Source organism: Kitasatospora sp. NPDC098652 (genome assembly GCF_044760155.1).
GTDB lineage: Bacteria > Actinomycetota > Actinomycetes > Streptomycetales > Streptomycetaceae > Kitasatospora.
The window spans coordinates 53,676-79,589 of the sequence record NZ_JBIWAQ010000027.1; the positions used below are offsets into that span (position 1 = coordinate 53,676).

Genomic DNA, 25,914 nt, shown 5'->3' on the forward strand with positions numbered 1-25,914 from the left:
CCGGGCCGTCGGCCGGTTACGCGAATCGGGTGAACGCGGTTGGACCTCGGCCCGCGCCGGTCGGCAGGATGTCCGGCCGGGGCGCCCGCCGTTCTGCCCCATCTCCCCCTTCCCCGTTCGGATTTGGAGTCACCCGGTGTTCAAGGGATTCCGCAGCTTCCTGCTGCGTGGCAACGTGGTGGACCTCGCGGTCGGCATCGTGATCGGCGCGGCCTTCACCGCCGTCGTCACCGGGTTCGTCAGCGCGTTCCTCACCCCGCTGATCGGGGTCGCCACCGGCGCGGTCGGCGACTTCACCCAGAAGACCTTCGAGGTGGGCGGCACCAAGTTCCCGTACGGCCTCTTCGTCAACGCGCTGATCGGGTTCGTGCTGGTCAGCGCGCTCATCTACTTCGCCGTGGTGGTGCCGGTCGGCAAGCTGCAGGAGCGCTTCGAGAAGGCCGCGCCGGCGCCGGCCGCGAAGGTCGACTGCCCGGAGTGCCTGAGCTCGATCCCGGCCGCCGCGACCCGCTGCTCCTTCTGCACCACCGAGGTGGCCGCCCGGCCCGGTCTGCCCGCGCAGTCCCAGGCGCTGCAGTCGCACTGACGCCGAATCGCGTCCGGACCGTGCCCTGATCGAGTCCGCACCGCGTCCCGACCGCGTCCGGATCGCCCACTGTGGGCGCTGACGGGAAATTTATTCCCCAAACATTCACGAGCCCCCGCCGGACCGTCGGCGGGGGCTCGAATGCGCCGGCGCACGCCCCGTCCGCAAAAGTTTCTCCACGACGCCTCCGAACGGCCACCGGCCGGTCACCGCAAGGCCTTGCGGCGGCCGCGTCCGGGTGCTGTTCGATCACTGACGGGGCGCCAGGACTGTCCGGAACTGTACGCCGGTATGTCCGTTCTTCCTACTTTCGAAACCTTTGTGCGGGCGAAGACTGTGTAAACACTCGAACTGCTCCCCCTCCCGCTCTCCTCAGCAGGCGCATTGTGGGCTTACCGTATGCCCCATGACCTCGCCCCGCTCCTACGACGGAGTCGGCTACCCCTCTCCGTCCTTCTCCTCCGGCACGCCGATTTACGACAGCCTCGTGGCTGAGCGCGGCGTCCCCCAGATCGCACCCATCAACGTGCCGGCGGCCCTGCCCCCGGCGCTGTCCTCCGGTTACGGATCCGGCCCCGGCCAGTCCTACGAGAACCGGTACGGCAACGGGTACGAGAGCGCCGGCAGCAACCTCCCCGCGCTGCCGCCCGCCCGCCTCGCCCTGGGCCCCGGCCCGAGCAGTGGCCCCTCCGCCGGCCCGGCCACGGCGTACATCCCGGCGCAGCCCGCGCCCGCGTACGCCTCCGCGCCGCAACCGCCCGTCCCCGGTTACGGCGCCCCCCAGCCGTACCAGCGACCGCAACCCGCAGCCCCGACCTTCGCGCAGACCGCCAGCGGTGGCTACCAGCCGACCGGCGGCCAGAGCTTCGGCGGCCAGAACACCTTCATCGGCCAGGGCGGGCAGCAGACCTTCGGCGCGCAGCCCACCGGCGGACCGGCCGGTTTCGGCCAGGGCCAGCCCGGCGGCCTCCCGCAGGGCGGTCCGCAGTCCTTCGGCGGCCAGCAGGGCTTCGGCGGCCCGAACCCGGCCGGCCCCGGCTTCCAGGGCCAGGGCGGCGACCAGAGCTTCGGCGGCGCCCAGCTGCGCCCGGCCATGGCGCCGGTCGCGCCGGTCCGCCCGATGCAGCCGCAGCGCCCGGGCCCGTACGGCGAGCCCGGCGGCTACCAGCAGGGCGGCTACCAGCCGCAGGGCCAGGGTTACTGAGCCCGAGCACACCACAGGGCCGACCCCACCGGCCCGCACCCGCACCACCTGAGCACCACCCGGCGCCCCCTGAACGCCGGGCGAACGGAGAACGGGTCATCCACGGACCGCCCGGAACGCCCCCCACGGCGTACCGGGCGGTCCGTGCGCGTACGGGGGCTTCGGAGAGGGCCGGACCGTACCGGACCACGCGGGCGGGAGTCGCTCAGGGGCGCCTCCGGGGCAGCCGCGTCCGCCCCGACCGCTGCTGGCAGGATGGAGGGATGCACCTCACCGGACTCCACGTCTACCCCGTCAAGTCGATGTACCGCCTCAGCCCCGACACCGCCGCGGTCCACCCCTGGGGTCTGGCCGGAGACCGCCGCTGGATGCTCGCCGACCCCACCGGACGCTTCGTCAGCCAGCGTGAGAACGCCGCCCTCGGGCAGATCCGGGTCGACCCGCTGCCGGACGGCGCACTGGCGCTGACCGCCCCCGACGGCTCCCGGATCGAGGTCACCGCGCCCGTCGCCGACGCCGGCGCCCCGGTCGCCGAGGTCGAGGTCTGGGGCACCCGCTTCCGCGCCGTCGAGGCCGCCAAGGACGCCCACCAGTGGATCGCCGACCGCCTCGGCGACTACCGCCTGGTGCACCTGGACGACCCGCGCGCCCGGCCCGTCGACCCGCAGTACGGCCGGCCCGGCGACACCGTGTCGATGGCCGACGGCTTCCCGCTGCTGCTCACCACCACCGGTTCGCTGGAGCGGCTCAACGAACTGATCGCCGCCGAGCACCCGGACGGCCACGAGACCCTGCCGATGGAACGTTTCCGCCCCAACGTGGTGATCGCCGGCTCCGAGCCCTGGGCCGAGGACGGCTGGCGCCGGATCCGGATCGGCGCGCTCACCTTCCAGGTGGTCAAGCCCTGCGGCCGCTGCGTGGTGACCACCACCGACCAGGAGAGCGGCGAGCGGCGCGGCCCCGAACCGCTGCGCACCCTGGCCCGGCACCACCGGCTGCTGCGCATGGCCGCGTTCGGGCAGAACCTGATCCCCGAGCGCCCGGCCGGCGTCGAGGGCGACGTGCTGGGGACGCTGCGCCTCGGCGACGATGTCGAGGTCCTGGAGGCCGGGGCGCACTGGTCCCCCGACGGGCGCTGACGCCACCGCCGCGCCCTGGCCCCCGCCCTGCCCGGAACCCCACCTCCGGCGCGCCGGCACAGAACTCGGGCACGGATCTCCGGCACGGAACTCCCGCTGTGCGCGCTCGTTGAAGCAAGTGGTCGGAACCTGTGGCCGCGGTGGGCGCCCCCGGTGCCCGCCCGTGCCGAGCGGCCCCGGGCGGGCGCACCGGCCGGTCCGGACGGACGGACGGATCACCCGTCCGGGCGCGCTACGGTGGGCGGACGGCCCGCGCACCCCCGCGCCCACGGCCCGTTGGATCGCCGGCACGACGAAGGTGGGGACGACAGACCGTCATGGCTGAGCACAGGGTCCGGGTCACCCAGGACAGCGCATCCCGCTGGCGCCGCCGCGCGGGCGAGTACGACACGCTCGCGGAGGCCCTGGCCGCCGCCGAGCCGGGCGACACCGTGACCGTCCGGCCCGGCACCTTCCGGGAGAACGTGCTGCTGGACAAGCCGGTGACGATCGTCGCGGCCCAGGGCCCGGGCACCGTCCGGATCGAACCGGCCTCCGGGGTGGCGATCACCGTCACCGCCGCCGCGACCGTGCGCGACCTGGTGGTCGAGGGCGGCGACAGCTCCGCGCCGGCCGTCCTGGTCACCGGAGCGGACGCGACGCCCGCGTTCAGCGGCTGCCGGATCGAGACCCGCTCCGCCACCGGGATCGAGATCGGCGGCGGCGCCCGCCCGACCCTGCGCGGCTGCATGGTCGCCAACCCCGGCGGCCTCGGGCTGCGGCTGCGCGGCGAGGGCACCGCCGCCGCCTTCGAGGACTGCGAGGTCGCCGCGGCCGGCCAGGCCGGGCTCGCCGTGCTCGGCGGGGCGACCGCCGCCCTGGACCGCTGCCGGATCCACCACGCCTCCGGCGCCGGCGTGCTGCTCTCCGACCCGGGCAGCGCCGCGGAGCTCACCGGCTGCGAGATCTACGAGATCCGCGGCAGCGGCGTGCAGGCCGAGGCGCAGGCCGGCGGGCGGCTGGTCGACTGCGACATCCACCGGGTCACCGGCAACGGCCTGACCCTGGACGGCGAGGCCGAACTGGTGCTCACCGGCTGCCGGGTGCACGACCTGCCGGAGAACGGCGCCGACCTGCGCGGGCGCGCCAGGCTCAGCCTCTCCAACAGCACCGTGCGGGACTTCGGGCGCGGCGCGCTCTCGGTCTGGGACCAGGGCACCGAGGCGGTCGCCGAGTCCTGCCGGATCCACGGCTCCAACGGCGAGTACCCGGCGCTGTGGGTCAGCGACGGCGCCCGGCTCACCCTCACCGACTGCTCGCTGTACGACCTGCCGGACGCGCTGTTCGTCCTCGACCGGGACTCCGCGGCCGTCGCCCGGGGCTGCTCGTTCAGCCGGATCCGCAGCTCGGCGGTCTCGGTCAGCGGCGGGGCCACCGTCACGCTCGCCTCCTGCCAGGTGCAGGAGGCCGGGACCGGGCTCTGGTTCCGCGACCACGGCAGCGGCGGACTGCTCACCGACTGCGAGATCTCGGACGTCGCCACCGGGGTGATCGTCACCAAGGGCGCCGACCCGGTGCTGCGCGAGTGCACCGTTCGGGCCAGCGCGGACGCCGGGGTGTACGTCTCGGCCCAGGGCCGCGGCACCTTCGAGGACTGCCGGGTCTCGCACGGCAAGGGCTTCGGCTTCCACATCATCGACGGGTGCCGCACCCAGCTCACCCGCTGCCGGGCGGAGCAGAACGAACGGGCCGGCTTCGAGTTCTCCGAGCCCGGACCGGTCGCGGAGGGGTGCATCTCGGACGACGTGGCCCCACTCGCCCCGGCCGGACCGGGCACCGCCGGACGACCCGAGCTGCCCGCCCCGAGGCCCGCCCAACTGGCTTCGTCCACACCGGCGTTGACCACCTCCTCGATGGTGTCGGCGGCGACCTCGGGCACGGCGGCAACGGCCACGATCGCGCCGATCCCGGACTGCCGCCCGGCCGACGAGGCGCTCGCCGACCTGGACTCGCTGGTCGGCCTGGCCACGGTGAAGCAGGAGGTGCGCACGCTGATCGACCTGATCTCGGTCGGCCGACGCCGCCGCCTGGCCGGCCTCAAGGCCCCCTCGCTCCGCCGCCACCTGGTCTTCACCGGCGCCCCCGGCACCGGCAAGACCACCGTCGCCCGGCTGTACGGCGAGATCCTCGCCTCGCTCGGGGTGCTGCAGCGCGGCCACCTGGTCGAGGTGGCCCGGGTCGACCTCGTCGGCGAGCACATCGGCTCCACCGCGATCCGCACCGCCGCCGCCTTCGACCGGGCCCGCGGCGGGGTCCTCTTCATCGACGAGGCGTACGCGCTCGCCCCCGAGGACGGCGCCCGGGACTTCGGGCGCGAGGCGATCGACACCCTGGTCAAGCTGATGGAGGACCACCGGGACGAGGTGGTCGTGATCGTGGCCGGCTACACCGCCGAGATGGAGCGCTTCCTCTCCGCCAACCCCGGTGTCTCGTCCCGTTTCTCACGGACCGTCAGCTTTCCCGACTACACGGCGGACGAACTGCTGGAGATCGCCCGGGCGCAGTGCGCGGAGCACGAGTACGCGCTGTCCGAGGCGGCCGAGAGTGCGCTGCTGGACCACTTCGGCGGGCTGGAGCGCGGGCCCAACTTCGGCAACGGGCGCACCGCGCGGCAGGTGTTCGAGACCATGGTCGAGCGCCACGCGGTGCGGGTGGCCTCGCTGGCCGACCCGTCCACGGAGGAGCTGCAGCTGCTCGTCCCGGCGGACCTGCCGACCGCGCCGCTGCCGTAGGGCAGTCGGCGGAGCTTGACCGGGCCGGGCGGTGCTCCGGCGGAGTGCGGGCGGGTGAGAGCTGACAACTGACAGATAACAGATTTCGAAATCTGTTATCTGTCATCTGTTATCTGTCAGTTGTCAGCTGTCCGCCGTTACCCGTCAGGCGACAGCCGTCAGCCCGTCCAGGCGCCGCCCGCCAGGAAGGACTCCAGCGCGGAGCGGTACGGCGCGATGTCGATCCGCTCCCCGGCCAGCCAGTCGTCCGAGTAGTACTTGTCCAGGTAGCGGTCCCCCGGGTCGCAGATCAGGCCGACCACGCTGCCCGTCCGGCCGGCCGCCCGCATCTCCGCGACGATCCGCAGCGCGCTCCACAGTCCCGTCCCGGTGGAGGCGCCGGCCTTCTTCCCGAGCACCTGCTCCAGCACCCGCACCGCGGCGATCGAGGCGGCGTCGGGCACCTTCATCATCCGGTCGACCGCCCCGGCCACGAAGCTCGGCTCCATCCGGGGCCGCCCGATGCCCTCGATCCGGGAGCCGCTCGCACAGACGGCGTCCGGGTCGTGGTTCACCCAGCCCTCGAAGAAGCAGGAGTTCTCCGGGTCCGCGACGCAGATCCGGGTGTCGTACTGCATGTAGTGCACGTACCGGGCGATGGTCGCCGAGGTGCCGCCGGTGCCGGCGGTGGCGACGATCCAGGCCGGTTCCGGGTGCGGCTCCAGGCGCAGCTGGGCGAAGACCGACTCGGCGATGTTGTTGTTGCCGCGCCAGTCGGTGGCCCGCTCGGCGTAGGTGAACTGGTCCATGTAGTGCCCGCCGGTCTCCTCGGCGAGCCGCGCGGAGGCCTCGTAGACCTCGTCCGAGCGCTCGACCAGGTGGCACTCGCCGCCGTGGAACTCGATCAGGTCGATCTTGGCCTGGCTGGTGCTCTTGGCCATGACGGCGATGAACGGCACCCCGATGAGCTGGGCGAAGTACGCCTCCGAGACGGCGGTGGAGCCGCTGGAGGCCTCGATCACCGGCTTTCCGGGGCGGATCCAGCCGTTGCAGAGCCCGTAGAGGAAGAGCGAGCGGGCCAGCCGGTGCTTGAGCGAGCCGGTCGGGTGGGTGGACTCGTCCTTGAGGTAGAGGTCGATCCCCCACTCGGCCGGCAAGGGGAAGCGCAGCAGGTGGGTGTCGGCGGAGCGGTTGGCGTCGGCGTGGACCTTGCGCACCGCCTCCTTGAGCCAGTCGCGGTACTGCTGGTCGGAGCGGTCGACGTCGACGGTCGGCTCGATGCCGACGGCCGGCCCGACGCCCACGGCCGGCTCGGTGCCGACGGTCCCACCGGACTGGGTGCTCATGGTCACGTACTCCCTCGTTGCGGCCCCCCGCTGCTCACTACGAGTGTACGAGAGTCACGATAAGTGACCGTTTTCGTAGACCCAGCTTCCGCTTATCGCCCCTCGCGGCCCGCCCGGGGCACCGCCCGCCGCCCCGCCGGGCGCCCCGCCCGGCGTCTCAGGCCGGCGTTCTCAGACCGGCACCGACTGCGGGTCCGCGAGGTACGGCCCCCAGCCCAGCTCGGCCGCGCCCGCGAGCGCGCCGTGCGCCAGCTCCGCGCCGACGATCGGCACCCGCCCGCTGCGCCCCCACAGGCTGCGGTCGGCGACCACCGCGCGCAGCCGGTCGGGGGCGGCCTCCAGGAGGTCGAGGTGCAGGCCGCTGAGCACCACGCGGTCCGGGTTGAGGATGTTGGCGACCCCGGCCAGTCCGAGCCCGAGCCGGTCGATCACGTGCTCCACGGCGGCCCGCGCCCGCTCGTCGGTCGCGGCCGCCCAGCACAGCTCGCGCGCCTGGTCGAGCAGCGGGCGGCCGGGCTCCGGGGTGAGGCCGGCGGCGGCGAACAGCGCGTCGGGGTCGGTCTCGGCGTTCAGGCAGCCCCGGTTGCCGCACGCACAGGGGCGGCCCTGCGGGTCGACGGTGAGGTGGCCGACCTCCAGGGCGAGCCCGGCGCTGCCGGTGTGCAGGTGCCCGTCGATCACCAGCGCGCCGCCGACGCCGCGGTGGCCGGAGGTGACGAAGAGCAGGTGCCGGGCGCCGCGCCCGGCGCCGTGGCGGTACTCGGCGAGGGCGGCGAGGTTGGCGTCGTTGGCGATGGCGGTGGGCAGCGGCCGCACGGCCTTCGGGCCGTGGTCGGCGCGGCCGACCTCGACGTCGTAGAGGTCGGCGACCGGAGTGCCACTGGGCCAGGCGAAGTGCAGCGCGGCGAGCGCGGTGCCGTCCGGCTCGGTGACCGGGTTGGGCAGGGCGAGCGAGGCCGCCAGGCAGCGGCGGTCGGTCGCGCGGGCCAGCTCTGCGCCGGCCTGGGCGACGGCGCGCAGCATCCGGACCGGATCGGTGGCGGCGGGCAGCGGCAGGTGGACGGGCGGGTCGAGCAATCCGCCGAGTCCGGCCAGGGTGACGCTCAGCCCGTCGGCGTGGATCTGCCCGGCGACCACGACCGGGCCCTGCGGGTCGATCGCCAGCCGGTGCGAGGGGCGGCCACGGCCGCCGCCGGCCGGGCGGGAGTCGACGGTGATCAGGCCGAGCGCCTCCAGTTCGGCCGTGACGGCGCCGGCGGTGGCCCGGGTGACGTCCAGCGCGCGGGTCAGCGCGGACCGGGTGGGCGTCTGGCCGGTGTGGATGAGCGAGAGCGCCGGGCCGAGCAGCGTCCGACCGCGGTCGGGGGCCGCGCGGCGGTGGGCGTCGCGCTGCGCGTCGGCATCGGTCCCGGAGCGGGGCCGCGGGCTTGAAGGTGAGAGCTGCACGCCCCTATTGTGACTTTGTGTCGCTTCGAAACAAAATCAGTTCCCACCGCCACGCCGACCCGACCTCCCCCCAGTCTCGCAGCACACCCCCGGTCGCGGACAGCCCCTGGGGCGCCGCCCGGCTCGCGCTCACCGCCTTCTTCGCCGTCGACGGCTTCCTGTTCGCCGCCTGGGTCGTCCGCATCCCGGACGTCCGCAGCCAGGTCAGCGCCTCCCACAGCGCCCTCGGCCTGGCCCTGCTCTGCCTGTCCGCCGGCGCCGTCCTCACCATGCCGGCCGTCGGCCGGCTCTGCCTGCGCTACGGCTCGCGGCCGGTCACCGTGGCCTCGCTGGCGCTGCTCGCCCTCGCCGTCCCGCTGCCCGCGCACGCCCACTCGGTGTACTCGCTCGGCGCGGTGCTGCTGCTGTTCGGCGCCGGGTACGGCGGCGCCAACGTCGCCATGAACAGCGCCGCCGTCGATCTGGTCGCCCAGCTGCGCCGGCCCGTCATGCCCAGCTTCCACGCCGGGTACAGCCTGGGCGGACTGCTCGGCGCGGGCATCGGCGGCCTGCTCGCCGAGCGGCTGACCACCGCGTGGGCGCTCGCGCTCGGCGGACTGCTGGGGCTGGCCGTGACCGTCGGCGCGGGCCTCGTCCTGCTGCGCAGCCCGGCCGCGCCGATGGTCGCCCCGAAGCGGACCCCCGACCCGGCCACCGGCCCCACCCGCGACCCCGCCAACGACCCGGCCACCGCTCCGACCCCAGACCCGGCCACCACTCCGGCCGCCGCTGCGGCCACCGGGAGGCACGTCCGACTGCTGGTGCTGCTGCTCGGCCTCACCGCACTGTGCACGGCGTACGGCGAGGGCGCCGTCGCCGACTGGACCACCCTCCACCTCACCGACGACGTCCACGCGGGCGCGGGCACCGCCGCCGCCGGGTACGCCGCGTACGCCTTCGCCATGACCAGCGGACGGGTGGGCGGCACCTGGCTGTCCATCCGGCTGGGCCAGAACCGGCTGATGCTGCTCGGCGGGCTCGCCGCCGCGGCCGGCATGCTGCTCGCCGCCCTGGCCCCGTCGGTGCCGGTGGCCATCGGCGGCTTCGTCCTGGTCGGCCTCGGGCTGGCCAACCTGTTCCCGCTCGCCATCGCGCGCGCCGGGGCGGCGGGCGGGCCGCAGGGCGTCGCGCTCGCCTCGACGCTCGGGTACGGCGGGATGCTGATCGGACCGGTGGTGATCGGCTTCCTCGCCGACGCGGTCGGACTGCCGCTCGCCCTGACCACGGTCGCGGTCACGGCCACCGCCGCGGCCCTGCTGCCGCTTGCGGTCGGGCGGCGCTGACGGTCGGGGCGGCCCTGACGGCCGGGGCAGCCCTGACGGACCCGCCCCGGCAATGGCAGGATGCGGACCCATGACCACCACCGGACGCATCCAGGTACTGCGGGCGAGCGAGCGCCCGGCCACCCCGTGGCTCAACGGGGGCGGGGTGACCCGGGAGGTCGCCGGGTCCCCCGCCGGGGCCGGACTGGCCGACTTCGACTGGCGGGTGAGCCTGGCCGACGTCGCCTCGGCCGGTCCGTTCTCGCCGTTCCCCGGGATCGACCGGGTGATCACCCTGGTCGAGGGCGCCGGCATGGTGCTCGCCGTGGACGGCGTCGAGCAGCTGGTCGACGCCCCGTTCCGCCCGTTCGCCTTTCCCGGCGACGCCGCCACCGACTGCCGACTGCTCGGCGGTCCGGTGGTGGACTTCAACGTGATGACCCGCCGCGGTCGGACCGACGCCGCCGTGGAGCTGCGGACCGGGCCCGGCAGCGTGGCCGTCCCGGAGAGGTCGACCGTCCTGCTGGTCTGCCTGGCCGGTTCGGCCGTCGTCGACGGCGGCACCGAACTCGGCCGCTACGACGCCGCGGTGCTCGACGCACCGGGTGCCCACCAGCTGCGGCCCGACGGCGTCACCGCCGCGATCACCTTCCGCACCGCGGACTGAGCAGCACGGGCCGACGCGACTCGGGCCCAGCGACGCGCGCTGCCCGTACCCCCGCCGGAACCGGGGGTACGGGCAGCGGCGGCACCGGCGGCGTCAGCCGCAGAACACCGGCGTGGCGTGCGCCGGGTCCAGGGCGTTGGTCACCAGGTGCAGCGCCGTCGGCGAGAACGCGATGGCGACGTGCTCGGCGAGCGTGACCGGGCAGTGGTCCTGGAGCACCTGGTTGTCCACGTCCGGCCCGGTCAGGAACTGGGTCCGCCACGGGGTGACGACCTCGTCGTAGACGGTCGAGATCACCGTGTAGTGCACGCCCGGCACGGTGTCCGGCCGGGAGGCCATGGTGGCGTTGAAGTCGGAGCCCACCGCCTGGTCGCGGCAGGCCTGGCAGACGGTGTAGATCAGGTCGGCCACGCCGGGGAAGTACGGCGCCAGATTGGTGATCCCGTCGAGGGTCGTGCCGTGGTTGGACGGTGCCAGGCCGATCAGCTTGTCCACCTTGGAGGCGCCGCCGAGGAACTTCAGGTAGTAGTTCGGCAGCATGCCGCCCTGCGAGTGCCCGACGATGTCGACCTTGGCCGCACCGGTCGCGGACCTCACCAGGTCGACGAAGTGGGCGAGTTGGGCCGCCGAGGCGGGCACCGGCCCGAGGCCGCCGATCGGCAGCAGCAGACCGCTGCCGCTGGAGGTGACGCCCGGGACGGTGCCGTAGTCGAGGGCGAAGACGCAGTACCCGAGGCCCTTGAGCAGCGGGGAGAGCGCCAGCCAGTTCTCGTAGCGGTTGGCGAAGGTGCCGTGCACCAGCACCACCGGGTCGGGGTGAGCGGCGGACGGCCGGCAGCTCCAGTCGTTGGCGCCGGGCGGCGAGGCCACCGAGTCACCGTCGGGCGGGAGCGCGGCCGCGGCGGCGGCCGGGGTGGCGGCCGGGGTGGCGGCGGCCGGAGCGGCCATGGCGGGGGCCGCGGCGGCACCGACCAGTAGCGCGCCCGCCAGGACGGCCGCACCGAGGGCTCCGCCGAGCCGACGGCGCAGGGGAGTTGCGGAGAAGCGGAGAAGTGGGGTTCTCAACTGTTGCCTCCACAGCGGAAGTTTGTTACCAACAGGTAACCCGAGTGGCTCAATGATGCGGTCGCCCCTCCGGCCCAGCCCTTGGACGTCCCCCAGACCTGGACGGTGTTCTCTGTGACCGGTCACAACGCACCCCACTGCACCCCCACCAGCCACTCCGCCGAACTCCCCGCGCACCGGGCCCCCGACGCCGCCACCGACACGGCCACCTACGCCTCCGCCGACACCCCCACCGGCTCCGCCGGACACCCCTCGCCGTGGCGCGTCCCGGTGATCGGCGGACTCCCGGCCGACCAGCGACTCCTGAGCAGCGCCCGCGAGTTGGCCGCCGAGGTGGTCGCCGCCCTGCTGGAGCGGGTGCCGGTCTACCACCGCCTCCCGCGCGAGCAGCTCACCGGCGAACTCACCCGGGACACCGAGCGCCGCATCCGCGGCCTGGCCCACGCCGTCCGCACCGGACTCCCCGCCCCCGCCGAGGAGTTCACCGCCGTACGGGACGCCGCCGCGCGCCGCGCCGAGGAGGGTCTGCCGCTGGACGCCGTCCTGCTCGCCCACCACCTCGGGCTGGAGGTCTGCTGGGAGTTCATCACCAGGGACGCCCACGCCGGGGACGCCGCCGACCTGCTGCTGCTCAACCGCCTGCTGCTCGACCAGCTCCGCCGGGCCATCACCGCCGCCGGCGCCGGCTACCTGGACGGGCAGCAGTCGGCCGGCGACCGGAACTCCACCGCCCGGCAGTCCCTCCTGTCCGCACTGCTCGCCGGCACTCCCGCCGAGGAGGCCGCCGCCCGGGCCGGCACCGAACTGCCGCCCGGCTACGCCGTACTCTGCCTGTCTCTCGCCGACCACCCGGACGAGCACTCCCCCGGCATCGACCCGGCCATCGCCGCCCGTCGCAAGCTGCGCCGTTTCGTCTCCGAACTCGACCACCGCACCCGGCAGTCGGCGCTCTCCTCGCTCACCCCCTCGGGCGGCCTGCTGCTCCTCCCGCTGCCGACCCCGCCGGACCTGGCCGACGGGCCCGCCGACGGATCCGAGGGCAGATTCGAGGGCGGAGTCGAGGACCGGGCCGACTGGTCCCAGCTCGGTGCCGTCCTCGCCGCCGCGGCCCGCGCCGCCGGTGTGCCCGTGCTGGCCGGAGCGGCCGCCGCGGCGCCGGCCGAGGTGCCCCGCGCCGCCGCCCTCGCCTACGAAGTCCTGGACGTGGCCCGGACGTTCGGCCGCCCGCCCGGGCTGCACCGGCTGGACGACGTGCTGCTGGAGTACCAGCTCACCCGGCCCAGCCAGGCCCGCGCCCGGCTCGCCGCACTGCTCGAACCCCTCGCCGACGGCGGGGAGTTGCTCACCACCCTGCGCATCCACCTGGCCGGCGGCCTCAACCGCCGACAGACGGCGAGCGCCCTGCACCTGCACCCCAACACCGTCGACTACCGGTTGCGCCGGATCGCCGTGCTCACCGGGCTGGACCCGGCGCGCCCGGCCGACGTCCTGCGGATCACCGCCGCGATCGCGGCCCGGACGGCCGAGCGGTCGAGCCCGGCCCACCGGTCGTGACACGACGGCACCCGCGCCGACCGTGGCGCGGGTGCCGTCCCGCAATCAACGGTCCGGGGTCAACGGTCCAGGATCAACGCCCCGGATCGACGCCCCGGATCGACGCCCCGGACTCAACACCATGGGATCAGCAATTGATCCAGCCGTGGGTGACCACCCACCCGTCCAGCTTGGCCCAGGTCTGCGGGCCGACGACGCCGTCCTGCTGGAGGCCGGTGCACTGCTGGAACTTCCGGACGGCCCCGTCGGTCGCCGGGCCCCAGTACCCGTCCTTGCTCAGCGGCGTACTCGCGTTCGGGTAGTAGGTGATCGCGTTGAGCTCGCACTGCAACTGCTTCACCGCGTCCCCGCTGGAGGTGAAGTTGTAGCCGAGGGTGGGCTCGGCGTTGGTGTAGGAGCAGTACTGCGAAGCCTGCGCGGACGCGGTGGGTGCGGTCACGAGCCCGGCCCCCAGCACGATTCCGGCGGTGACGAGACCGCCGACCAGACGGTTGCGCATGTGGAAATCCCCCGTTCGATGAACTCCTCGAAGCCGCGGACGCGCTTCGAACGAACGGTCAGGCTAGTCGACGGAACGTCAGAAACCGGGAGCAATTGGCTAAAGGATCGACAAAACGACCTCAGTCCCGCTCCCCGACCTCAGTCCCGCTCCCCCGGCAACCGCAGGTCCCACCCCACCAGGGCGCGCAGCTGCTCCGCCGTCACCCCGTCCGGCACCGGCCGGGGCGGTTCGTGCCGCAGCGGCGGCTGCCAGCCCTCCTCCTCGGTCCACCGCCGGACCACCTTGGCCGGGGCCCCGGCGACCACGCTGTGGTCGGGCACCTCGCCGCGCACCACCGCACCGGCCGCGACCACCACGTTGCGGCCGATCCGCGCCCCCGGCATGATCACCGCGCCGGTGCCGATCCAGCTGCCGGTGCCGATCTCCACCGGCTCGTTGCGCGGCCACTGCTTGCCGATCGGCAGCTCGGTGTCCCGGTACTCGTGCGCCTGGTCGCTGACGTACACCCCGGGGCCGGTCCAGACGTCGTCGCCGATCACGATCGACTGGTGGCCGACGATGTGGCTGTCCCGCCCGATCACGCAACCGCCGCCGATCCGCACGATCGGCTCCGGCCCGAGGTCGAGCCCGGGCAGGAAGCCCGCACTGATGGTGACCCGCTCGCCGATGATCGAGAACGGCCCGATGGTGATCCACCGCTCGTTGAACACCGCCCCGAGCGGGAAGGCGAGGGTGGTGCCGTCGCCCAGCTCGCCGAACCGGTACGGACCAGGGTTCCGGTTGCTGACCGCGCCGGTCCGCTGCACCCAGCGCCAGCCCCGGTGGACGAGGCGCCCAGCGGCCCGGCGGCCGCCGTCCCGGACGGTGGAGAGGAGGGCACGGGTTATCGGCATGCGCTCACGTTACCGGCCCGTAGCGTCCGCCCGGTGACCGGGAGGCCGACATCACACCGGCCCCACCGCTCCCTTCCGCACCACCCCGGACCGCCCCCGGGCCGGCCGGGCTGGGCCGGGGCCGCGCCCAGCCGGAGGCCCGGCCCAGCCAGCGGCCCAGCGCACCCAGGCCTCAGCCCAGCGCACCCAGCCAGCGGCTCAGCGCACCCAGGCCGCCGGCCGCTTCTCCAGGAACGACCGCATCCCCTCCTGCGCCTCCGCCGACCCGAACAGCCGCGCCGACAGCTGCACCAGCTCGTCCGCGTCCCGCTCGAAGGACCGCGCCACCTCGGCGTTGGCCAGCCGCTTGGACTCCGCCAGCCCCTGCGGCGAGCCCTGGCGCAGCGCGTCCAGCAGGCCCTTCACCAGCACCCCGGTGGACTCGCTGGAATCGGCCGCCTGGGTGATCAGACCGATCCGGGCCGCCTCGGCGGCGTCGAAGACCTCGCCGGTCAGGTAGTAGCGGGAGGCGGCGCGCGGCTCCAGCTTGGGGCGCAGCGGCAGCGAGATGACGGCGGGCGCCAGGCCGAGCCGGACCTCGGTGAAGGCGAAGGTCGCGGCCGGTCCGGCGACGGCGAGGTCCGCCGCGCCGATCAGGCCGAGACCGCCGGCCCGGGCGTGCCCGTCGACCACGGCGATCACCGGCTTGGTGCAGTCCACGATCGCCTTCTGCAGCTCGACCAGGCCGCGCGGGCCGACCGTCGGGTCCGCGCCGGTCGCCTCGGAGAGGTCCGCACCCGCGCAGAACACCTTGCCGGTGTGGGTGAGCACCACCGCGCGGACGTCCCGGTCGGCCGCGGCCACCGCCAGTCCGGCGTGCAGCTCGGACATCAGGCGGGAGGAGAGTGCGTTGCGGTTGTGCGGCGAGTCGAGGGTGAGCGTGGTGACGGCGTCCGCGGTGGTGACGCGGACGAGGGGCGCTGCGCTGGTCATCGGCGTGGGCCTGCCTTCCGGCTGAGGGTGGGTCGGACTGCGGGCGCGGACCGGGGTGCCCGGACCGCGCCCGCACGACTCTGGCACGCCCACCCGCTCCTCGGCCAGAGCCGATCGGCACCCCTCGGCCGGAGCCGCCCGTTGCCGCCCGGCCGGAGCCGTACGGGCCCCGGCGGCCCCGGCCCTCCGGCCGCCGGGCCGAAAACCGCTGGTGGCAGCCGTGGTCCGCCCGTCAGCATGGGCCCATGACCACCGACCCCCCGGTCCTGCTGCTCGCCCCGCGGATCAACGAGACCGGCCTCCAGCTGCGCACCGCCGCCGGGCTGCGCGGCCTGCGCGCACGCACCGCCGCCTCCTGGCAGGCTCCGCGTGACCTGCTCGGCGCCGCGGTGCACGTGTACGGCGGGCCGCTGTTCGCGGACGCGGTCGGCCGGGAGCTCGGCCTCGCCCTGTTGGAGCCGGCCGAGGACTGGCTCGCCCGGCTGCCGCTCGCGCTGACCGGCCGACGGGTGTCCGCGACCACGCTGGCCGAGGCCCGTGCACTGCGCGGCCCGGCCTTCGTGAAGCCGCCCGCGGACAAGCTGTTCGCCGCCCGGGTCTACCCCGACGGCCGCGCGCTGCCCGGCCCCGCTCTGCTGGACGGGGACACCCGCGTCCTGGTGAGCGAGGTGGTCCGGTTCCGCAAAGAGTTCCGACTGTTCGTCCTGGACGGCGCGGTGCGGACGGGCTCGCGCTACGCGCGGGACGGCGACCTGTCCGTCGCACCGCTGGGGGCGGACGGCCCCGAGGTGCTGGCCTTCGCCCGCGACGTGCTGGCCGCCTCGGCCTCGCACGCCCCGCTGCCGAGCGCGGTGGTGGTGGACGTCGGACGGACGGACCGGGGCTGGGCGGTGGTCGAGGCCAACGCCGCCTGGGCCAGCGGGGGTTACGCCGCCGACCCGGGCGAGGTCCTGGACGTGGTGTTGCGCTCCTCCGGCCCGGCCGCCCAACTGCCCACCACCGACCAGGCGTTCCGGCGCGAGCTGCCCGAAGTGGTGCGCTGACGGGTGCGCTGACGCCTACGCTGACGGGTGCACTGACGGGTGCACTGACGGGTGCACCGACGGGCGGGTTGACCGGGGCCGGCCACTTGCCGTCCCGGCGTACGGTGGAGCACGATCGGGCACCATGACCACCACGCACCTCACCCACATCACCCAGCCGCCGGGCGTGTTCCCCGCGAAGGGCTACACCCACGTCGTCACCGGCACCGGCCGACTGGTCCAGGTCTCCGGACAGGTCGCCTTCGACGAGCACGGGAACCTGGTCGGCGCGGGTGACCCGAAGGCCCAGGCCCGTCAGGTCTTCGAGAACCTGCGCCGCTGCCTGGCCGCCGCCGGCGCCGACTTCTCGGACGTCGTCAAGTTCACCTTCTTCATGACCGACATCGCCCACCTCGCGGCGATCCGGGAGGCCCGGGACGAGTACCTGGGCGACCTGCCGCTCCCGGCCGCCTCCGCGATGCAGGTCGCGGCCCTGTTCCGGCCCGACGTGCTGATCGAGATCGAGGCCACGGCGATCGTCCCGGAGTAACGCCGCTCGGGCCGACCCCTCCCTCGCCGCCGCCCCAACTCCCCAGTGGTACAGACCTGTTGACGCATTGGTCCAGTCCTCCTACAGTGCCCATGCCCCGCCCCCCACGGCGCGGGCACCGATCGCACACGGAGCACCCCCGGTTCTACGTCACCCTGTCCAACCCCCACCGCCACAGGGAGAACCATGTCCGCTCGATCCCGGGCGGGACGCCCGCGCATGCGCAGCAGACTGCTGGCGCTGCTGTCCGTCCTGCTCCTGCCACTCGCCGTCCTGACCGCGCTCGCCGCCCCGGCGAACGCGGCGGGCAGGCTCACCGCCACCTTCACCACCGCCGACAACGGCTCCTGGTGGCAGGGCACGTACATCGTCCACAACGACAACGCCACCGCCGTCACCGGCTGGACCCTGGACTTCGACCTGCCCGCCGGTGTCACCATGGGCAACACCAGCAACGGCACCGCGACCGTCAACGGCCGGCACGTCACCGCCACCGCCGCGTACTACAACGCGACCGTCAACGCCCACAGCACCACCGAGCCGTACAGCTTCTGGTTCGTCGGCACCGGCCCGGTCTCCACCCCGCTCAACTGCCGCATCAACGGCGACAAGTGCGACGGCTCCGCCGACGTCCCGCCGTCCGCGCCGGGCACCCCCACCGTCACCGGGGCGACGGCGCACACCCTCGCGCTGAGCTGGCCGGCCGCCACCGGCGGGGACTTCCCGGTCGCCTCCTACGACGTGCTGAGCGGCACCACCGTGCTCGCCTCCGGCCCGACCGCCAACGCCCTGGTCACCGGGCTCACCCCGGCCACCACGTACACCCTGGCCGTCCGGGCCAAGGACAGCCGCGGCAACACCGGCCCGCTCAGCGCGCCCGTGACGGCCGCCACCTTCGACCCGTCGACGGACCGGGTCCCGCCGACCGCACCCACCAACCTCCGTGCCACGTCCGTCGGTTCCTCGGACGTGACGCTTGCCTGGAACGCCGCCACCGACAACGTCCGGGTCGCCGCGTACGACGTCTACCAGGGCGCCACCCTGGTGGCGACGGTCGACGGCGGCACCCTGACCGCGTCCGTCGGCGGCCTCTCGCCGTCCACCGCCTACACCTTCACGGTGCAGGCCCGCGACCCCGCCGACAACGCCTCGCCCGCCTCCGCGCCGCTCGCCGTGACCACCGCGGACATCGTCGGCGCCGGCAAGTACGCCCGGGTCGGCTACTTCGTCCAGTGGGGCATCTACGGCCGCCAGTACTTCGTCAAGAACCTCGACACCTCAGGCAGCGCGGCCAAGCTCGACATCGTCAACTACGCCTTCGAGAACATCGATCCGGTCAACCTGACCTGCCTCGCGGGCGTCACCAAGGGCACCACCGCCAACCCGGAGGACCCGGACCAGGGCACCGGCGCCGGTGACGCCGACGCCGACTACGCCCGCCCGATGAGCGCCGACCAGTCGGTGGACGGCGTGGCCGACGACGGCTGGGGCAAACTCCGCGGCAACTTCAACCAGTTGAAGAAGCTCAAGGCCAAGTACCCGAACCTCAAGGTGGTCGTCTCGCTCGGCGGCTGGACGTACTCCAAGTACTTCTCCGACGTCGCCGCCACCGACGCCTCCCGGCAGAAGTTCGTCAAGTCCTGTGTGGACACCTGGATCAAGGGCAACCTGCCCGCCTACAACGGCGCCGGCGGGGACGGCGTCGCCGCCGGGATCTTCGACGGCATCGACCTCGACTGGGAGTGGCCCGGCTCCGGCGACGGCCACCCGGGCAACCACTGGAGCGCGAACGACAAGGCCGACCTGACCCTGCTGGCGGCCGAGTTCCGCAAGCAGCTCGACGCACTGGGCGGCCCGCACAAGCTGCTCACCGCCTTCACCCCGGCCGACCCGGCCAAGGTCGCGGCCGGCTGGGACCTCGGCAAGGTCTTCACCTCGCTCGACATCGCCAACGTCCAGGGCTACGACTTCCACGGCTCGGGCAGCGACAACTCCTGGGAGCCCGACCGCACCGGCCAGGCCTCCAACCTCTACCCCGACCCGAACGACCCCTACAGCTTCCACTTCAGCGTGGACGGCGCCGTCCGGACCTACCTCGCCGCCGGGGTTAATCCGCGCAAGCTGACCATCGGCTTCCCGTTCTACGGGCGCGGCTGGCAGGGCGTGGCGGACGGCGGCGCCCACGGCGTCTGGCAGTCCGCGAACGGCGCGGCGCCCGGCCAGTTCGCCGAGGAGGCGGGCACCCGCGGGTACCAGAACCTGCTCACCGGCGTGCCCGGCCTCACCGTCTTCCACGATCCCAAGTCCGTTGCCACGTACGGCTACACGGGCGCGAACGGCCAGTGGTGGACCTTCGACGACGCCTGGTCGATCGCCCAGAAGACGGCCTACCTCAAATCGAAGAACCTGCTCGGCGCCATGATCTGGGAGCTGTCCGGCGACACCCCGTCGGGCACCTTGATGTCCGCCCTCGACACCGGGCTCAAATGACCGGGCTCAAGTGACCTGGCTCAAGTGACCTGGCTCAGGTAGCCGGGCTCAGGTGACCGGGCTCAGGTAGCCGCCACCGAACCGCCGGCCGGGCCGGTCCCCCGAACGGGGGCGCCGACCCGGCCGCACGGACCGGGTCCCGCTACCGGGCGGCCATCGCCATCAGCTTGCGCGCCGCCCGGTTCTGCCGCAGCAGCTGCGCGAAGGTGGTGTGCCCCTGGGTGGTCCGGGCGAACGCCCGCCACGCCGCCGGCACCGTGGTGACCGCCGTGTGGAACAGGTACGGCCGCCGCTCGAAGGCGCTCAGCAGCTGCTTGCCCGCGCGCATCTCCACGCCCAGCCCGGCCTTGATGGCGAACGCGTAGTTCAGCGCCTCGCGCCGCACCGTGCCCGCGTCGCCCGCCTCCGCGATCCGCACCGCCCACTCCCCGGCCAGCCGGCCGGAGCGCAGCGCGTACGAGATGCCCTCGCGGGTCCACGGCTCCAGCAGTCCGGCGGCGTCCCCGGCCACCAGGACCCGGCCGCGGGCGAGCGGCGAGTCCTCGGCCCGGCAGCGGGTCAGGTGCCCGGACTCGATCCGCGGGGGGAAGCCGGACAGGCCCAGGCGCCGGATGTAGTCGGCGAGGTACTGCTTGGTCCGCTCGCCGTCGCCGCGCGCCGAGATGACGCCCACGGTCAGGCTGCTGGTCTCGGTCTTCGGGAACACCCAGCCGTAACTGCCGGGCAGCGGGCCCCAGTCGAGGTGGATCCGGCCCGACCAGTCGGCGGCCACCTGCGGCGGGACGGGGATCTCGGCCTCCAGGCCGAGGTCGATCTGGTCGAAGGTGACGCCCACGTGCCGGGCGATCCGGCTGGCGCTGCCGTCCGCACCGACCACCGCCCGGGCCTCGAAGGTGCGCCCGTCGGCGGCCGTGACCACGGCCGTGCGGTGCTCGCCACCGCGCTGCTCGACCCCGGTGACGGTCACTCCGGTGACCAGCACCGCCCCGGCCTGCTTGGCGGACCGGACCAGCCGCAGGTCGAACTCGTCCCGGTTGACCAGCCCGAACAGCATCCGCTTGGAACGCTTGGTCCGGGTGTACTGCCCGTCGTAGGCGAAGGTGACGGCCGACACCCGGTCCTGCAACGGCAGTTCGAAGTTCGGCGGCAGGCTGTCCCGGGACGGGCCGATGATGCCGCCGCCGCAGGTCTTGTAGCGGGGGTGCTCGGCCTTGTCGAGCAGCAGCACCCGGCGGCCCTGCTCGGCGGCGGCGTACGCGGCCGAGGCCCCGGCCGGTCCGGCGCCGACCACCACGACGTCCCAGACGCCGTCCTGCGGCTGCGACGCCTCGTCGAGCGGGCCGTGCGACGGGCCCTCCGAAGGGCCCTCCGACGGGGCTTGCGACGGGCTGTCGACCGGGACGTCCGACGGACGCTCGACCGGGACGTCCGACGGGCTGTCGATCGGGCTACGGGAATCAGGGCTTCCGGAGTCAGTCACGTCGACCAATCCTATGCGTCCGCCCGGTGCCCCGGTCGCCGCACCACCCACCGATCCGGAAGCTCCCCGCTGCCCTCCGGACGGCTCAGCCTATGATCGGCGGTACCCCAACCGACCGCCTCCGCCCCTACCACCCCCCGGGCGGACCCGTCCCCTCCGGAGCCCCGATGTCACAGCCCCTGGCCGACGCCGTCCGGTCCCTGATGGACCGTGCCCGCACCGACCTCGCCGAGCTGGTCGCCTTCCAGTCGGTCGCCGACCCGCGCCAGTTCCCGGTCGAGGAGTGCCAGAAGGCCGCGCACTGGGTCGCCGAGGCCTTCGCCGCCGAGGGCCTGACCGGCATCCGGCTGCTGGACACCCCGGACGGCACCCAGTCCGTCTACGGCGAGCTGCCCGGCCCCGAGGGCGCCCCGACCGTGCTGCTCTACTCGCACTACGACGTGCAGCCCCCGCTCGACGAGAGCGGCTGGCACAGCCCGGCCTTCGAGCTGACCGAGCGCGACGGCCGCTGGTACGGGCGCGGCGCCGCCGACTGCAAGGGCAACATCCTGATGCACCTGACCGCCCTGCGGGCGCTGCGCCAGGTGTACGGCGACGACTACCCGGTCGGCCTGAAGGTCATCGTGGAGGGCTCCGAGGAGCAGGGCACCGGCGGTCTCGAGCGCTACGCCGAGGCCCACCCCGAGCTGCTCGCCGCCGACGTCATCGTGATCGGCGACACCGGCAACTTCGCCCCGGGCCTGCCGACCGTGACCGCCACGCTGCGCGGCATGACGGTGGTCGAGGCCTCGATCACCACACTGGCCGGCAACCTGCACTCCGGCGGCTTCGGCGGCGCCGCCCCCGACGCACTGCAGGCACTGATCAAGGTGCTCGCCTCGCTGCACGACGAGAACGGCGACGTCGCGGTCGCCGGGCTGGCCGCCGACCAGACCTGGGAGGGCGTGCAGTACCCGGAGGAGCAGTTCCGCGCCGACGCCAAGGTGCTCGACGGCGTCGCCCTGACCGGCACCGGCACCGTCTCCGACCGGCTGTGGGCCCGCCCGTCCGTCACCGTCCTCGGCATCGACGCCCCGCCGGTGATCGGCGCCACCTCCTCGGTGCAGGCCGCCGCCAAGGCGCTGATCTCCCTGCGTGTCCCGCCGGGCATGGACACCGAGGCCGCCCAGGACGCCCTGGTCGCCCACCTGGAGGCGCAGGTCCCGCTCGGCGCCCGACTGACCGTCGAGCGCCAGGGCAACGGCGCGCCGTTCCGCGCCGACACCAGCGGCCCGGCCTACGAGGCGATGGGCGAGGCGATGGCCGAGGCCTTCGGCACCCCGATGGTCGCCTCCGGCGAGGGCGGCTCGATCCCGCTCTGCAACACCCTGCGCTCGCTCTACCCGCAGGCCGAGATCGTGCTGATCGGCGTCGAGGACCCGACCACCCAGATCCACGCCGTCAACGAGAGCGTCGACCCGCAGGAGCTGGAGCGGATGGCCCTCACCGAGGCCCTGTTCCTCCGCCGCTACGCGGAACTGCGCACCGTCTGACGGGAGTTCGCGCCGGTCCCGGGCCGCCCGCCACGCCACCGGCGGGCGGCCGCGACCACCGCCGCGTAGCCGACCGCGCCCACCGCGAGGCCGGCACCGGCCCCGAAGCACACCTCCGGGACGAGGTTGCGGCGCAGCGGGGCGATCCGGTGCAGCACCCCGGCCGCGGTCGCCGCGGCCAGCACCGCGGTGGCCGCCCGCCTGGTCCGCGGCGCCGGCCGCACGGCCGGGCGCACCGGTTCGACGGCCCGCACCGCGCGCGCCGCCCAGCCGCCCAGCGCGGCCAGCGCCAGCGCCGAACTCCCGTACTGCAGCACCTCGTAGACCGGGACCCCGGCCACCGTCCGGTCCAGTACGGGCAGCAGCCGCACGCCCAGCCGGCCGCCGTGGGTGAACGCGTCCCAGCCGACGTGGGTGGCCGCGCCGACCGCCGCCGAGGCCACGAACCAGGCCGCGTCCGCGCCCAGGCCCCCGGCACCGCCGCAGCCACCGGTACCGCCCGCACCGGCCGCCGCGGCCCGGCGGACCGTCAACGCCTCGGCGCCGCCCGCCCACCGTTCGGGCAGCAGCCCCACCAGCGGCGCCCGCAGCAGCCCGTGCCACCCCGCCACCAGCGCGCCGGCGATCGCCACGTCCAGCGTCGGCACCGCCCACCAGGCGTGGGTCAGCTCGCCGTGCCCGTACACCCCGGGCAGCAGCGACTCGGCGAAGAACGGCACGTCGGGCGCCATCGACCCGGCCACCAGCGCCGAGGCCACCAACGGCCCGCGCTCCCCGGCGGCGCGCAGCAGGGGCAGGACGGCGGCGGGATGGCTCAGCGTGAACGGCATGTCCCCATCCTGACCCCCGCACCGGCCACGCCACCAACCGGGGCCGGGCCACCGCCCGGTGCCCCGACCCGTCCTCCCCCGGCCTGTCCTCCCCCGGCCCCTCCAGCCCGTCCGCCCCCGGCCCTCCGGCGCTACGCCGCGTCCGCCGTGCTGGCCAGGCGGCCGAGCGCCACCCGGCACCCCGCCTCCAGGTAGCGCAGTTCCCCGCTGCGCCGGGCGTCCAGCGCGGCGGCCAGGCGCCGGTAGCGGCTGGGCGGCAGCAGGTCGGCCGACTCGTCCAGGGTGACGAACCGGCAGCCGCGCAGCTCCTCCTGTTGCAGCAGCAGGTTCCGCCGGCCCGCGTCGTCCAGCAGGCCGCCGTCGTACATCAGCCGCAGGCCGCCGCGGCGCGGGCCGGTGCGCGGTTCCCAGTCGACGGCGAGCAGCCGCAGCACCGAGGGGTCCAGGCGCAGCCCGAGCTCCTCGGCGGTCTCGCGCAGGGCGGCGTCGGTGGGGGCCTCGCCGCGTTCGACCACGCCGCCGGGGAAGTCCCAGTCGGGCTTGTAGACCGGGTCGACGAGCAGCACCCGGTCCTGCTCGTCGAAGAACAGCACGGCCGAGGCCACGGTGTCGCCGGTCGGGTCGGGCGCCTGGACGATCGGACAGCGCGCGGCGCCGACCCGGACGAGTTCGGCGATCCGGTGCGCGGTCTCGCGCGGGGTGAGCGCGCCGTTGTCGATCATCCGGGCGTCGCCGACCAGCCAGCGGCGGGCGGCCCGGTAGTGCGGCAGGTGCTCCAGGCACCAGGTGCGGACCCGCTCGCTGCGCTCCGGATCGCCCGGGCATTCCTCGCGGTGGGCGATGCGGTTTCGCAGGATCGTTTCTTCGGGGTCCAGGACGAAGTGGTGCACCGCGATCCCGTGCGCGGCGAGGTCACCGAAGATCTCGTCCCGGTAGTCCTCTCTGAGCAGGGTCATCGGCACCACCAACGGCCCGCCCACCTCGCCGAGCAGCGCGGCGGCCGTCTCGGGCACCAGCCGACGCCAGGCCGCGAGGTCCTGGAAGTCGGACACCGTGGCCAGCCGGTCGGCCGGAAGCATCCGGCGCAGTCCGAAGCCGACCAGCTCGGGATCGAAGAGCACGCTCCCGGGCAGCAGTTCCACCAGCTCGCGGCAGGCGCTCGTCTTGCCCGCCCCGAATGTGCCATTGACCCAGACGATCACAACGTCCCCTGCCCTCGACTTGCCCCGATGCCGTTCGCACCGGGCAGCGCCCCCGTCGGCCGAACCAGCGCCACCCGTGGTGGTACCCGCGCGAAGCCGCTCCCCAAAACTGCTCGCCACGCCCGCCCGCGCGCCCCGGCCCGCCCCTTGACAGCGGCATGTGCCCAGGCCACGGGCCCGGTGCGGATATATGCGGATCGGCCGCCATCAAAGCCGCACCCCGCCGCCACACCGTTCGCACAGGGAGTCGGACCGGCCGACTTCCAGCGCGCGCCCCGACCGTACGCCGCTCGCGCCGCCCCTGCGCCCTCCCGCTCCCCCGTCCTCCCGCTCACCGCTCCCTTTCCCCCGCCCTCACCGCCCTCACCGCCCGCCGGTCGCACCGCTTGCCGGTCGCACCGCTTGCGCGGTCCGCACCCCGCCGCGTACAGAGAAACCCATGAAGCTGCTCCCCGCCGGCCGGGTCGTCGTCATCGGCTCGGTCAACACCGACCGGATCCTCCGCTGCCCCGTGCTCCCCGCGCCCGGCGAGACCGTTCTGGCCACCGACGCCACCCGGGGGTTCGGCGGCAAGGGCGCCAACCAGGCGGTGGCCGCGGCCCGGATGGGGGCCGCCACCCACCTGGTGGCCAAGGTGGGGCGCGACGCCGAGGGCGAGGCGGCGCTCGACGACCTGCGCGGCGCGAACGTGGAGACGGGCGCCGTCCACACCCACCCCGACGTGCCCACCGGCCAGGCGGTCGTCATGGTCGACCCCGCCGGGGAGAACAGCATCGTGGTCGTGCCGGGCGCGAACGCCCACCTGACCCCGGACGAGGTCGGCGCGGCCCTGGCCCGGCTCCACCTGCTCCCGGTCGACGTCGTCCTCACCAGCAACGAGGTCCCCCCGGAGTGCATCCGCGCCGTCGCCGCGGCCCTGCCCGCCGCGGGCCCGCGCGGCGGCACCCGCTGGCTGCACAACACCGCCCCGGCCGGCGCCCTGCCCGACCCGGGCCCCACCGGACGCCGTCCGCTGCTGGTCGCCAACGCCGTCGAGGCCCGGCAGCTCACCGGTGCCGCGGACGCCGTCGAGGCGGCCCGTGCGCTGGCCCGGCAGGGCGAGGGGGCGGTGGTCACCCTCGGCGGCGAGGGCGCCCTGGTCGCCGCCGGCGGAGCACTCACCCGGCTGCCCGCGCCGACCGTCCGGGTGGTCGACACCACCGGGGCCGGCGACGTCTTCTGCGGCGCGCTCGCCGCCGGCCTCGCCCGCCTGGCCGACCTGCCCGACGCGGCCGCCACCGCCGTCGCCGCCGGAGCCTTCGCCGTCACCGCGCTCGGCGCCCGCGGTGCCCTCCCCCGCCCGACCGACCTCTGACCGCGCGTCGGCAGCGCCCTCCCGGCCCG

At 74.6% G+C, this 25,914-nt stretch carries 21 protein-coding genes; 12 read left to right on the forward strand and 9 right to left on the reverse strand.

The genetic code is table 11. From position 1 onward, the window contains the following. Positions 1 to 136 precede the first annotated feature (136 nt). The 4 genes from mscL to ACIQWA_RS35930 all read left to right on the forward strand — a co-directional run bounded on the left by mscL (position 137) and on the right by ACIQWA_RS35930 (position 5,700). Positions 137 to 586 carry a large conductance mechanosensitive channel protein MscL gene (mscL, locus tag ACIQWA_RS35915; protein ID WP_402489990.1) on the forward strand — a complete coding sequence of 150 codons (450 nt, stop codon included), beginning with the start codon at positions 137 to 139 and terminating at the stop codon, positions 584 to 586. Between the two features lie 406 nt (positions 587 to 992). Beyond that, complete coding sequence (locus ACIQWA_RS35920; RefSeq protein WP_360244704.1) at positions 993 to 1,790, forward strand: DUF6643 family protein; 798 nt, start codon at positions 993 to 995, stop codon at positions 1,788 to 1,790. Between the two features lie 263 nt (positions 1,791 to 2,053). After that, positions 2,054 to 2,929, forward strand: coding sequence for an MOSC domain-containing protein (locus tag ACIQWA_RS35925; RefSeq protein ID WP_402489993.1), 876 nt, complete (start codon positions 2,054 to 2,056; stop codon positions 2,927 to 2,929). 317 nt (positions 2,930 to 3,246) lie between these two features. After that, entirely contained in the window at positions 3,247 to 5,700 is a 2,454-nt protein-coding gene (locus ACIQWA_RS35930; protein WP_402489995.1) for a right-handed parallel beta-helix repeat-containing protein, read from the forward strand. Between the two features lie 158 nt (positions 5,701 to 5,858). On the opposite strand, the gene ACIQWA_RS35935 is transcribed toward ACIQWA_RS35930, so the two are convergent. Together ACIQWA_RS35935 and ACIQWA_RS35940 are read right to left on the reverse strand one after the other, a co-directional pair. Further along, entirely contained in the window at positions 5,859 to 7,025 is a 1,167-nt protein-coding gene (locus tag ACIQWA_RS35935; RefSeq protein ID WP_402489998.1) for a PLP-dependent cysteine synthase family protein, read from the reverse strand. Between the two features lie 171 nt (positions 7,026 to 7,196). After that, positions 7,197 to 8,471, reverse strand: coding sequence for an ROK family protein (locus ACIQWA_RS35940; protein WP_402490000.1), 1,275 nt, complete (start codon positions 8,469 to 8,471; stop codon positions 7,197 to 7,199). Between the two features lie 17 nt (positions 8,472 to 8,488). Between ACIQWA_RS35940 and ACIQWA_RS35945 the strand changes: the two genes are divergently transcribed. Together ACIQWA_RS35945 and ACIQWA_RS35950 are read left to right on the forward strand one after the other, a co-directional pair. Continuing rightward, positions 8,489 to 9,793 carry an MFS transporter gene (locus ACIQWA_RS35945; protein WP_402490002.1) on the forward strand — a complete coding sequence of 435 codons (1,305 nt, stop codon included), beginning with the start codon at positions 8,489 to 8,491 and terminating at the stop codon, positions 9,791 to 9,793. 70 nt (positions 9,794 to 9,863) lie between these two features. Next, positions 9,864 to 10,439 carry a HutD family protein gene (locus ACIQWA_RS35950; RefSeq protein WP_402490004.1) on the forward strand — a complete coding sequence of 192 codons (576 nt, stop codon included), beginning with the start codon at positions 9,864 to 9,866 and terminating at the stop codon, positions 10,437 to 10,439. Positions 10,440 to 10,532: 93 nt separating this feature from the next. Here the strand turns inward: ACIQWA_RS35950 and ACIQWA_RS35955 are convergent, their stop codons facing one another. Next, positions 10,533 to 11,387, reverse strand: a complete 855-nt coding sequence (locus ACIQWA_RS35955; RefSeq protein ID WP_402490068.1) for an esterase/lipase family protein — start codon at positions 11,385 to 11,387, stop codon at positions 10,533 to 10,535. Between the two features lie 231 nt (positions 11,388 to 11,618). On the opposite strand from ACIQWA_RS35955, the gene ACIQWA_RS35960 reads away from it, so the two are divergent. Continuing rightward, positions 11,619 to 13,058: a PucR family transcriptional regulator gene (locus ACIQWA_RS35960; RefSeq protein WP_402490006.1), complete on the forward strand. Its 1,440-nt coding sequence runs from the start codon at positions 11,619 to 11,621 to the stop codon at positions 13,056 to 13,058. 127 nt (positions 13,059 to 13,185) lie between these two features. Here the strand turns inward: ACIQWA_RS35960 and ACIQWA_RS35965 are convergent, their stop codons facing one another. The 3 genes from ACIQWA_RS35965 to ACIQWA_RS35975 form a co-directional block, all read right to left on the reverse strand. Further along, positions 13,186 to 13,557, reverse strand: a complete 372-nt coding sequence (locus ACIQWA_RS35965) for a peptidoglycan-binding protein (protein ID WP_402490009.1) — start codon at positions 13,555 to 13,557, stop codon at positions 13,186 to 13,188. A 140-nt stretch (positions 13,558 to 13,697) separates the two neighbouring features. Continuing rightward, positions 13,698 to 14,453: an acyltransferase gene (locus ACIQWA_RS35970; RefSeq protein ID WP_402490012.1), complete on the reverse strand. Its 756-nt coding sequence runs from the start codon at positions 14,451 to 14,453 to the stop codon at positions 13,698 to 13,700. Between the two features lie 198 nt (positions 14,454 to 14,651). After that, positions 14,652 to 15,425 (reverse strand): enoyl-CoA hydratase family protein, encoded by a 774-nt coding sequence (locus ACIQWA_RS35975; protein ID WP_402490014.1) that lies wholly within the window; start codon positions 15,423 to 15,425, stop codon positions 14,652 to 14,654. Positions 15,426 to 15,670: 245 nt separating this feature from the next. Between ACIQWA_RS35975 and ACIQWA_RS35980 the strand changes: the two genes are divergently transcribed. The 3 genes from ACIQWA_RS35980 (at position 15,671) to ACIQWA_RS35990 (ending at position 19,487) form a co-directional block, all read left to right on the forward strand. Further along, the gene (locus tag ACIQWA_RS35980; protein ID WP_402490016.1) at positions 15,671 to 16,468 is read left to right on the forward strand and encodes an ATP-grasp domain-containing protein; all 798 of its coding nucleotides are present in this window, start codon (positions 15,671 to 15,673) and stop codon (positions 16,466 to 16,468) included. 124 nt (positions 16,469 to 16,592) lie between these two features. Continuing rightward, on the forward strand, positions 16,593 to 16,997 hold the full coding sequence (locus ACIQWA_RS35985; protein ID WP_402490019.1) for a RidA family protein: 405 nt from the start codon (positions 16,593 to 16,595) through the stop codon (positions 16,995 to 16,997). A gap of 219 nt (positions 16,998 to 17,216) precedes the next feature. After that, positions 17,217 to 19,487 carry a glycosyl hydrolase family 18 protein gene (locus ACIQWA_RS35990; RefSeq protein ID WP_402490022.1) on the forward strand — a complete coding sequence of 757 codons (2,271 nt, stop codon included), beginning with the start codon at positions 17,217 to 17,219 and terminating at the stop codon, positions 19,485 to 19,487. A gap of 142 nt (positions 19,488 to 19,629) precedes the next feature. Here ACIQWA_RS35990 and ACIQWA_RS35995 read toward each other — a convergent pair whose 3' ends face one another. Then, entirely contained in the window at positions 19,630 to 20,967 is a 1,338-nt protein-coding gene (locus tag ACIQWA_RS35995) for a geranylgeranyl reductase family protein (protein WP_402490025.1), read from the reverse strand. Between the two features lie 167 nt (positions 20,968 to 21,134). Here ACIQWA_RS35995 and ACIQWA_RS36000 point away from each other — a divergent pair, with 167 nt between their 5' ends. Beyond that, on the forward strand, positions 21,135 to 22,499 hold the full coding sequence (locus tag ACIQWA_RS36000) for a dipeptidase (protein WP_402490028.1): 1,365 nt from the start codon (positions 21,135 to 21,137) through the stop codon (positions 22,497 to 22,499). Here ACIQWA_RS36000 and ACIQWA_RS36005 read toward each other — a convergent pair. After that, complete coding sequence (locus tag ACIQWA_RS36005; RefSeq protein WP_402490032.1) at positions 22,475 to 23,329, reverse strand: DUF4184 family protein; 855 nt, start codon at positions 23,327 to 23,329, stop codon at positions 22,475 to 22,477. The genes ACIQWA_RS36000 and ACIQWA_RS36005 overlap by 25 nt on opposite strands. 131 nt (positions 23,330 to 23,460) lie before the next feature. Further along, complete coding sequence (locus ACIQWA_RS36010) at positions 23,461 to 24,531, reverse strand: NUDIX domain-containing protein (protein WP_402490035.1); 1,071 nt, start codon at positions 24,529 to 24,531, stop codon at positions 23,461 to 23,463. Between the two features lie 439 nt (positions 24,532 to 24,970). Here ACIQWA_RS36010 and ACIQWA_RS36015 point away from each other — a divergent pair, with 439 nt between their 5' ends. After that, complete coding sequence (locus ACIQWA_RS36015) at positions 24,971 to 25,885, forward strand: PfkB family carbohydrate kinase (RefSeq protein WP_402490037.1); 915 nt, start codon at positions 24,971 to 24,973, stop codon at positions 25,883 to 25,885. Positions 25,886 to 25,914: the final 29 nt, after the last annotated feature.

Coding starts and splice junctions, on each gene's coding strand:
- ACIQWA_RS35975 (WP_402490014.1), bottom strand. CDS start 15,425: ATGACCAGCGCAGCGCCCCTCGTCCGCGTCACCACCGCGGACGCCGTC.
- ACIQWA_RS35955 (WP_402490068.1), bottom strand. CDS start 11,387: ATGGCCGCTCCGGCCGCCGCCACCCCGGCCGCCACCCCGGCCGCCGCC.
- ACIQWA_RS36005 (WP_402490032.1), bottom strand. CDS start 23,329: ATGCCGTTCACGCTGAGCCATCCCGCCGCCGTCCTGCCCCTGCTGCGC.
- ACIQWA_RS35990 (WP_402490022.1), top strand. CDS start 17,217: ATGCGCAGCAGACTGCTGGCGCTGCTGTCCGTCCTGCTCCTGCCACTC.
- ACIQWA_RS36015 (WP_402490037.1), top strand. CDS start 24,971: ATGAAGCTGCTCCCCGCCGGCCGGGTCGTCGTCATCGGCTCGGTCAAC.
- ACIQWA_RS35950 (WP_402490004.1), top strand. CDS start 9,864: ATGACCACCACCGGACGCATCCAGGTACTGCGGGCGAGCGAGCGCCCG.
- ACIQWA_RS35935 (WP_402489998.1), bottom strand. CDS start 7,025: ATGAGCACCCAGTCCGGTGGGACCGTCGGCACCGAGCCGGCCGTGGGC.
- ACIQWA_RS35920 (WP_360244704.1), top strand. CDS start 993: ATGACCTCGCCCCGCTCCTACGACGGAGTCGGCTACCCCTCTCCGTCC.
- ACIQWA_RS35980 (WP_402490016.1), top strand. CDS start 15,671: ATGACCACCGACCCCCCGGTCCTGCTGCTCGCCCCGCGGATCAACGAG.
- ACIQWA_RS35925 (WP_402489993.1), top strand. CDS start 2,054: ATGCACCTCACCGGACTCCACGTCTACCCCGTCAAGTCGATGTACCGC.
- ACIQWA_RS35970 (WP_402490012.1), bottom strand. CDS start 14,453: ATGCCGATAACCCGTGCCCTCCTCTCCACCGTCCGGGACGGCGGCCGC.
- ACIQWA_RS35930 (WP_402489995.1), top strand. CDS start 3,247: ATGGCTGAGCACAGGGTCCGGGTCACCCAGGACAGCGCATCCCGCTGG.
- ACIQWA_RS35985 (WP_402490019.1), top strand. CDS start 16,593: ATGACCACCACGCACCTCACCCACATCACCCAGCCGCCGGGCGTGTTC.
- ACIQWA_RS35965 (WP_402490009.1), bottom strand. CDS start 13,557: ATGCGCAACCGTCTGGTCGGCGGTCTCGTCACCGCCGGAATCGTGCTG.
- ACIQWA_RS36000 (WP_402490028.1), top strand. CDS start 21,135: ATGTCACAGCCCCTGGCCGACGCCGTCCGGTCCCTGATGGACCGTGCC.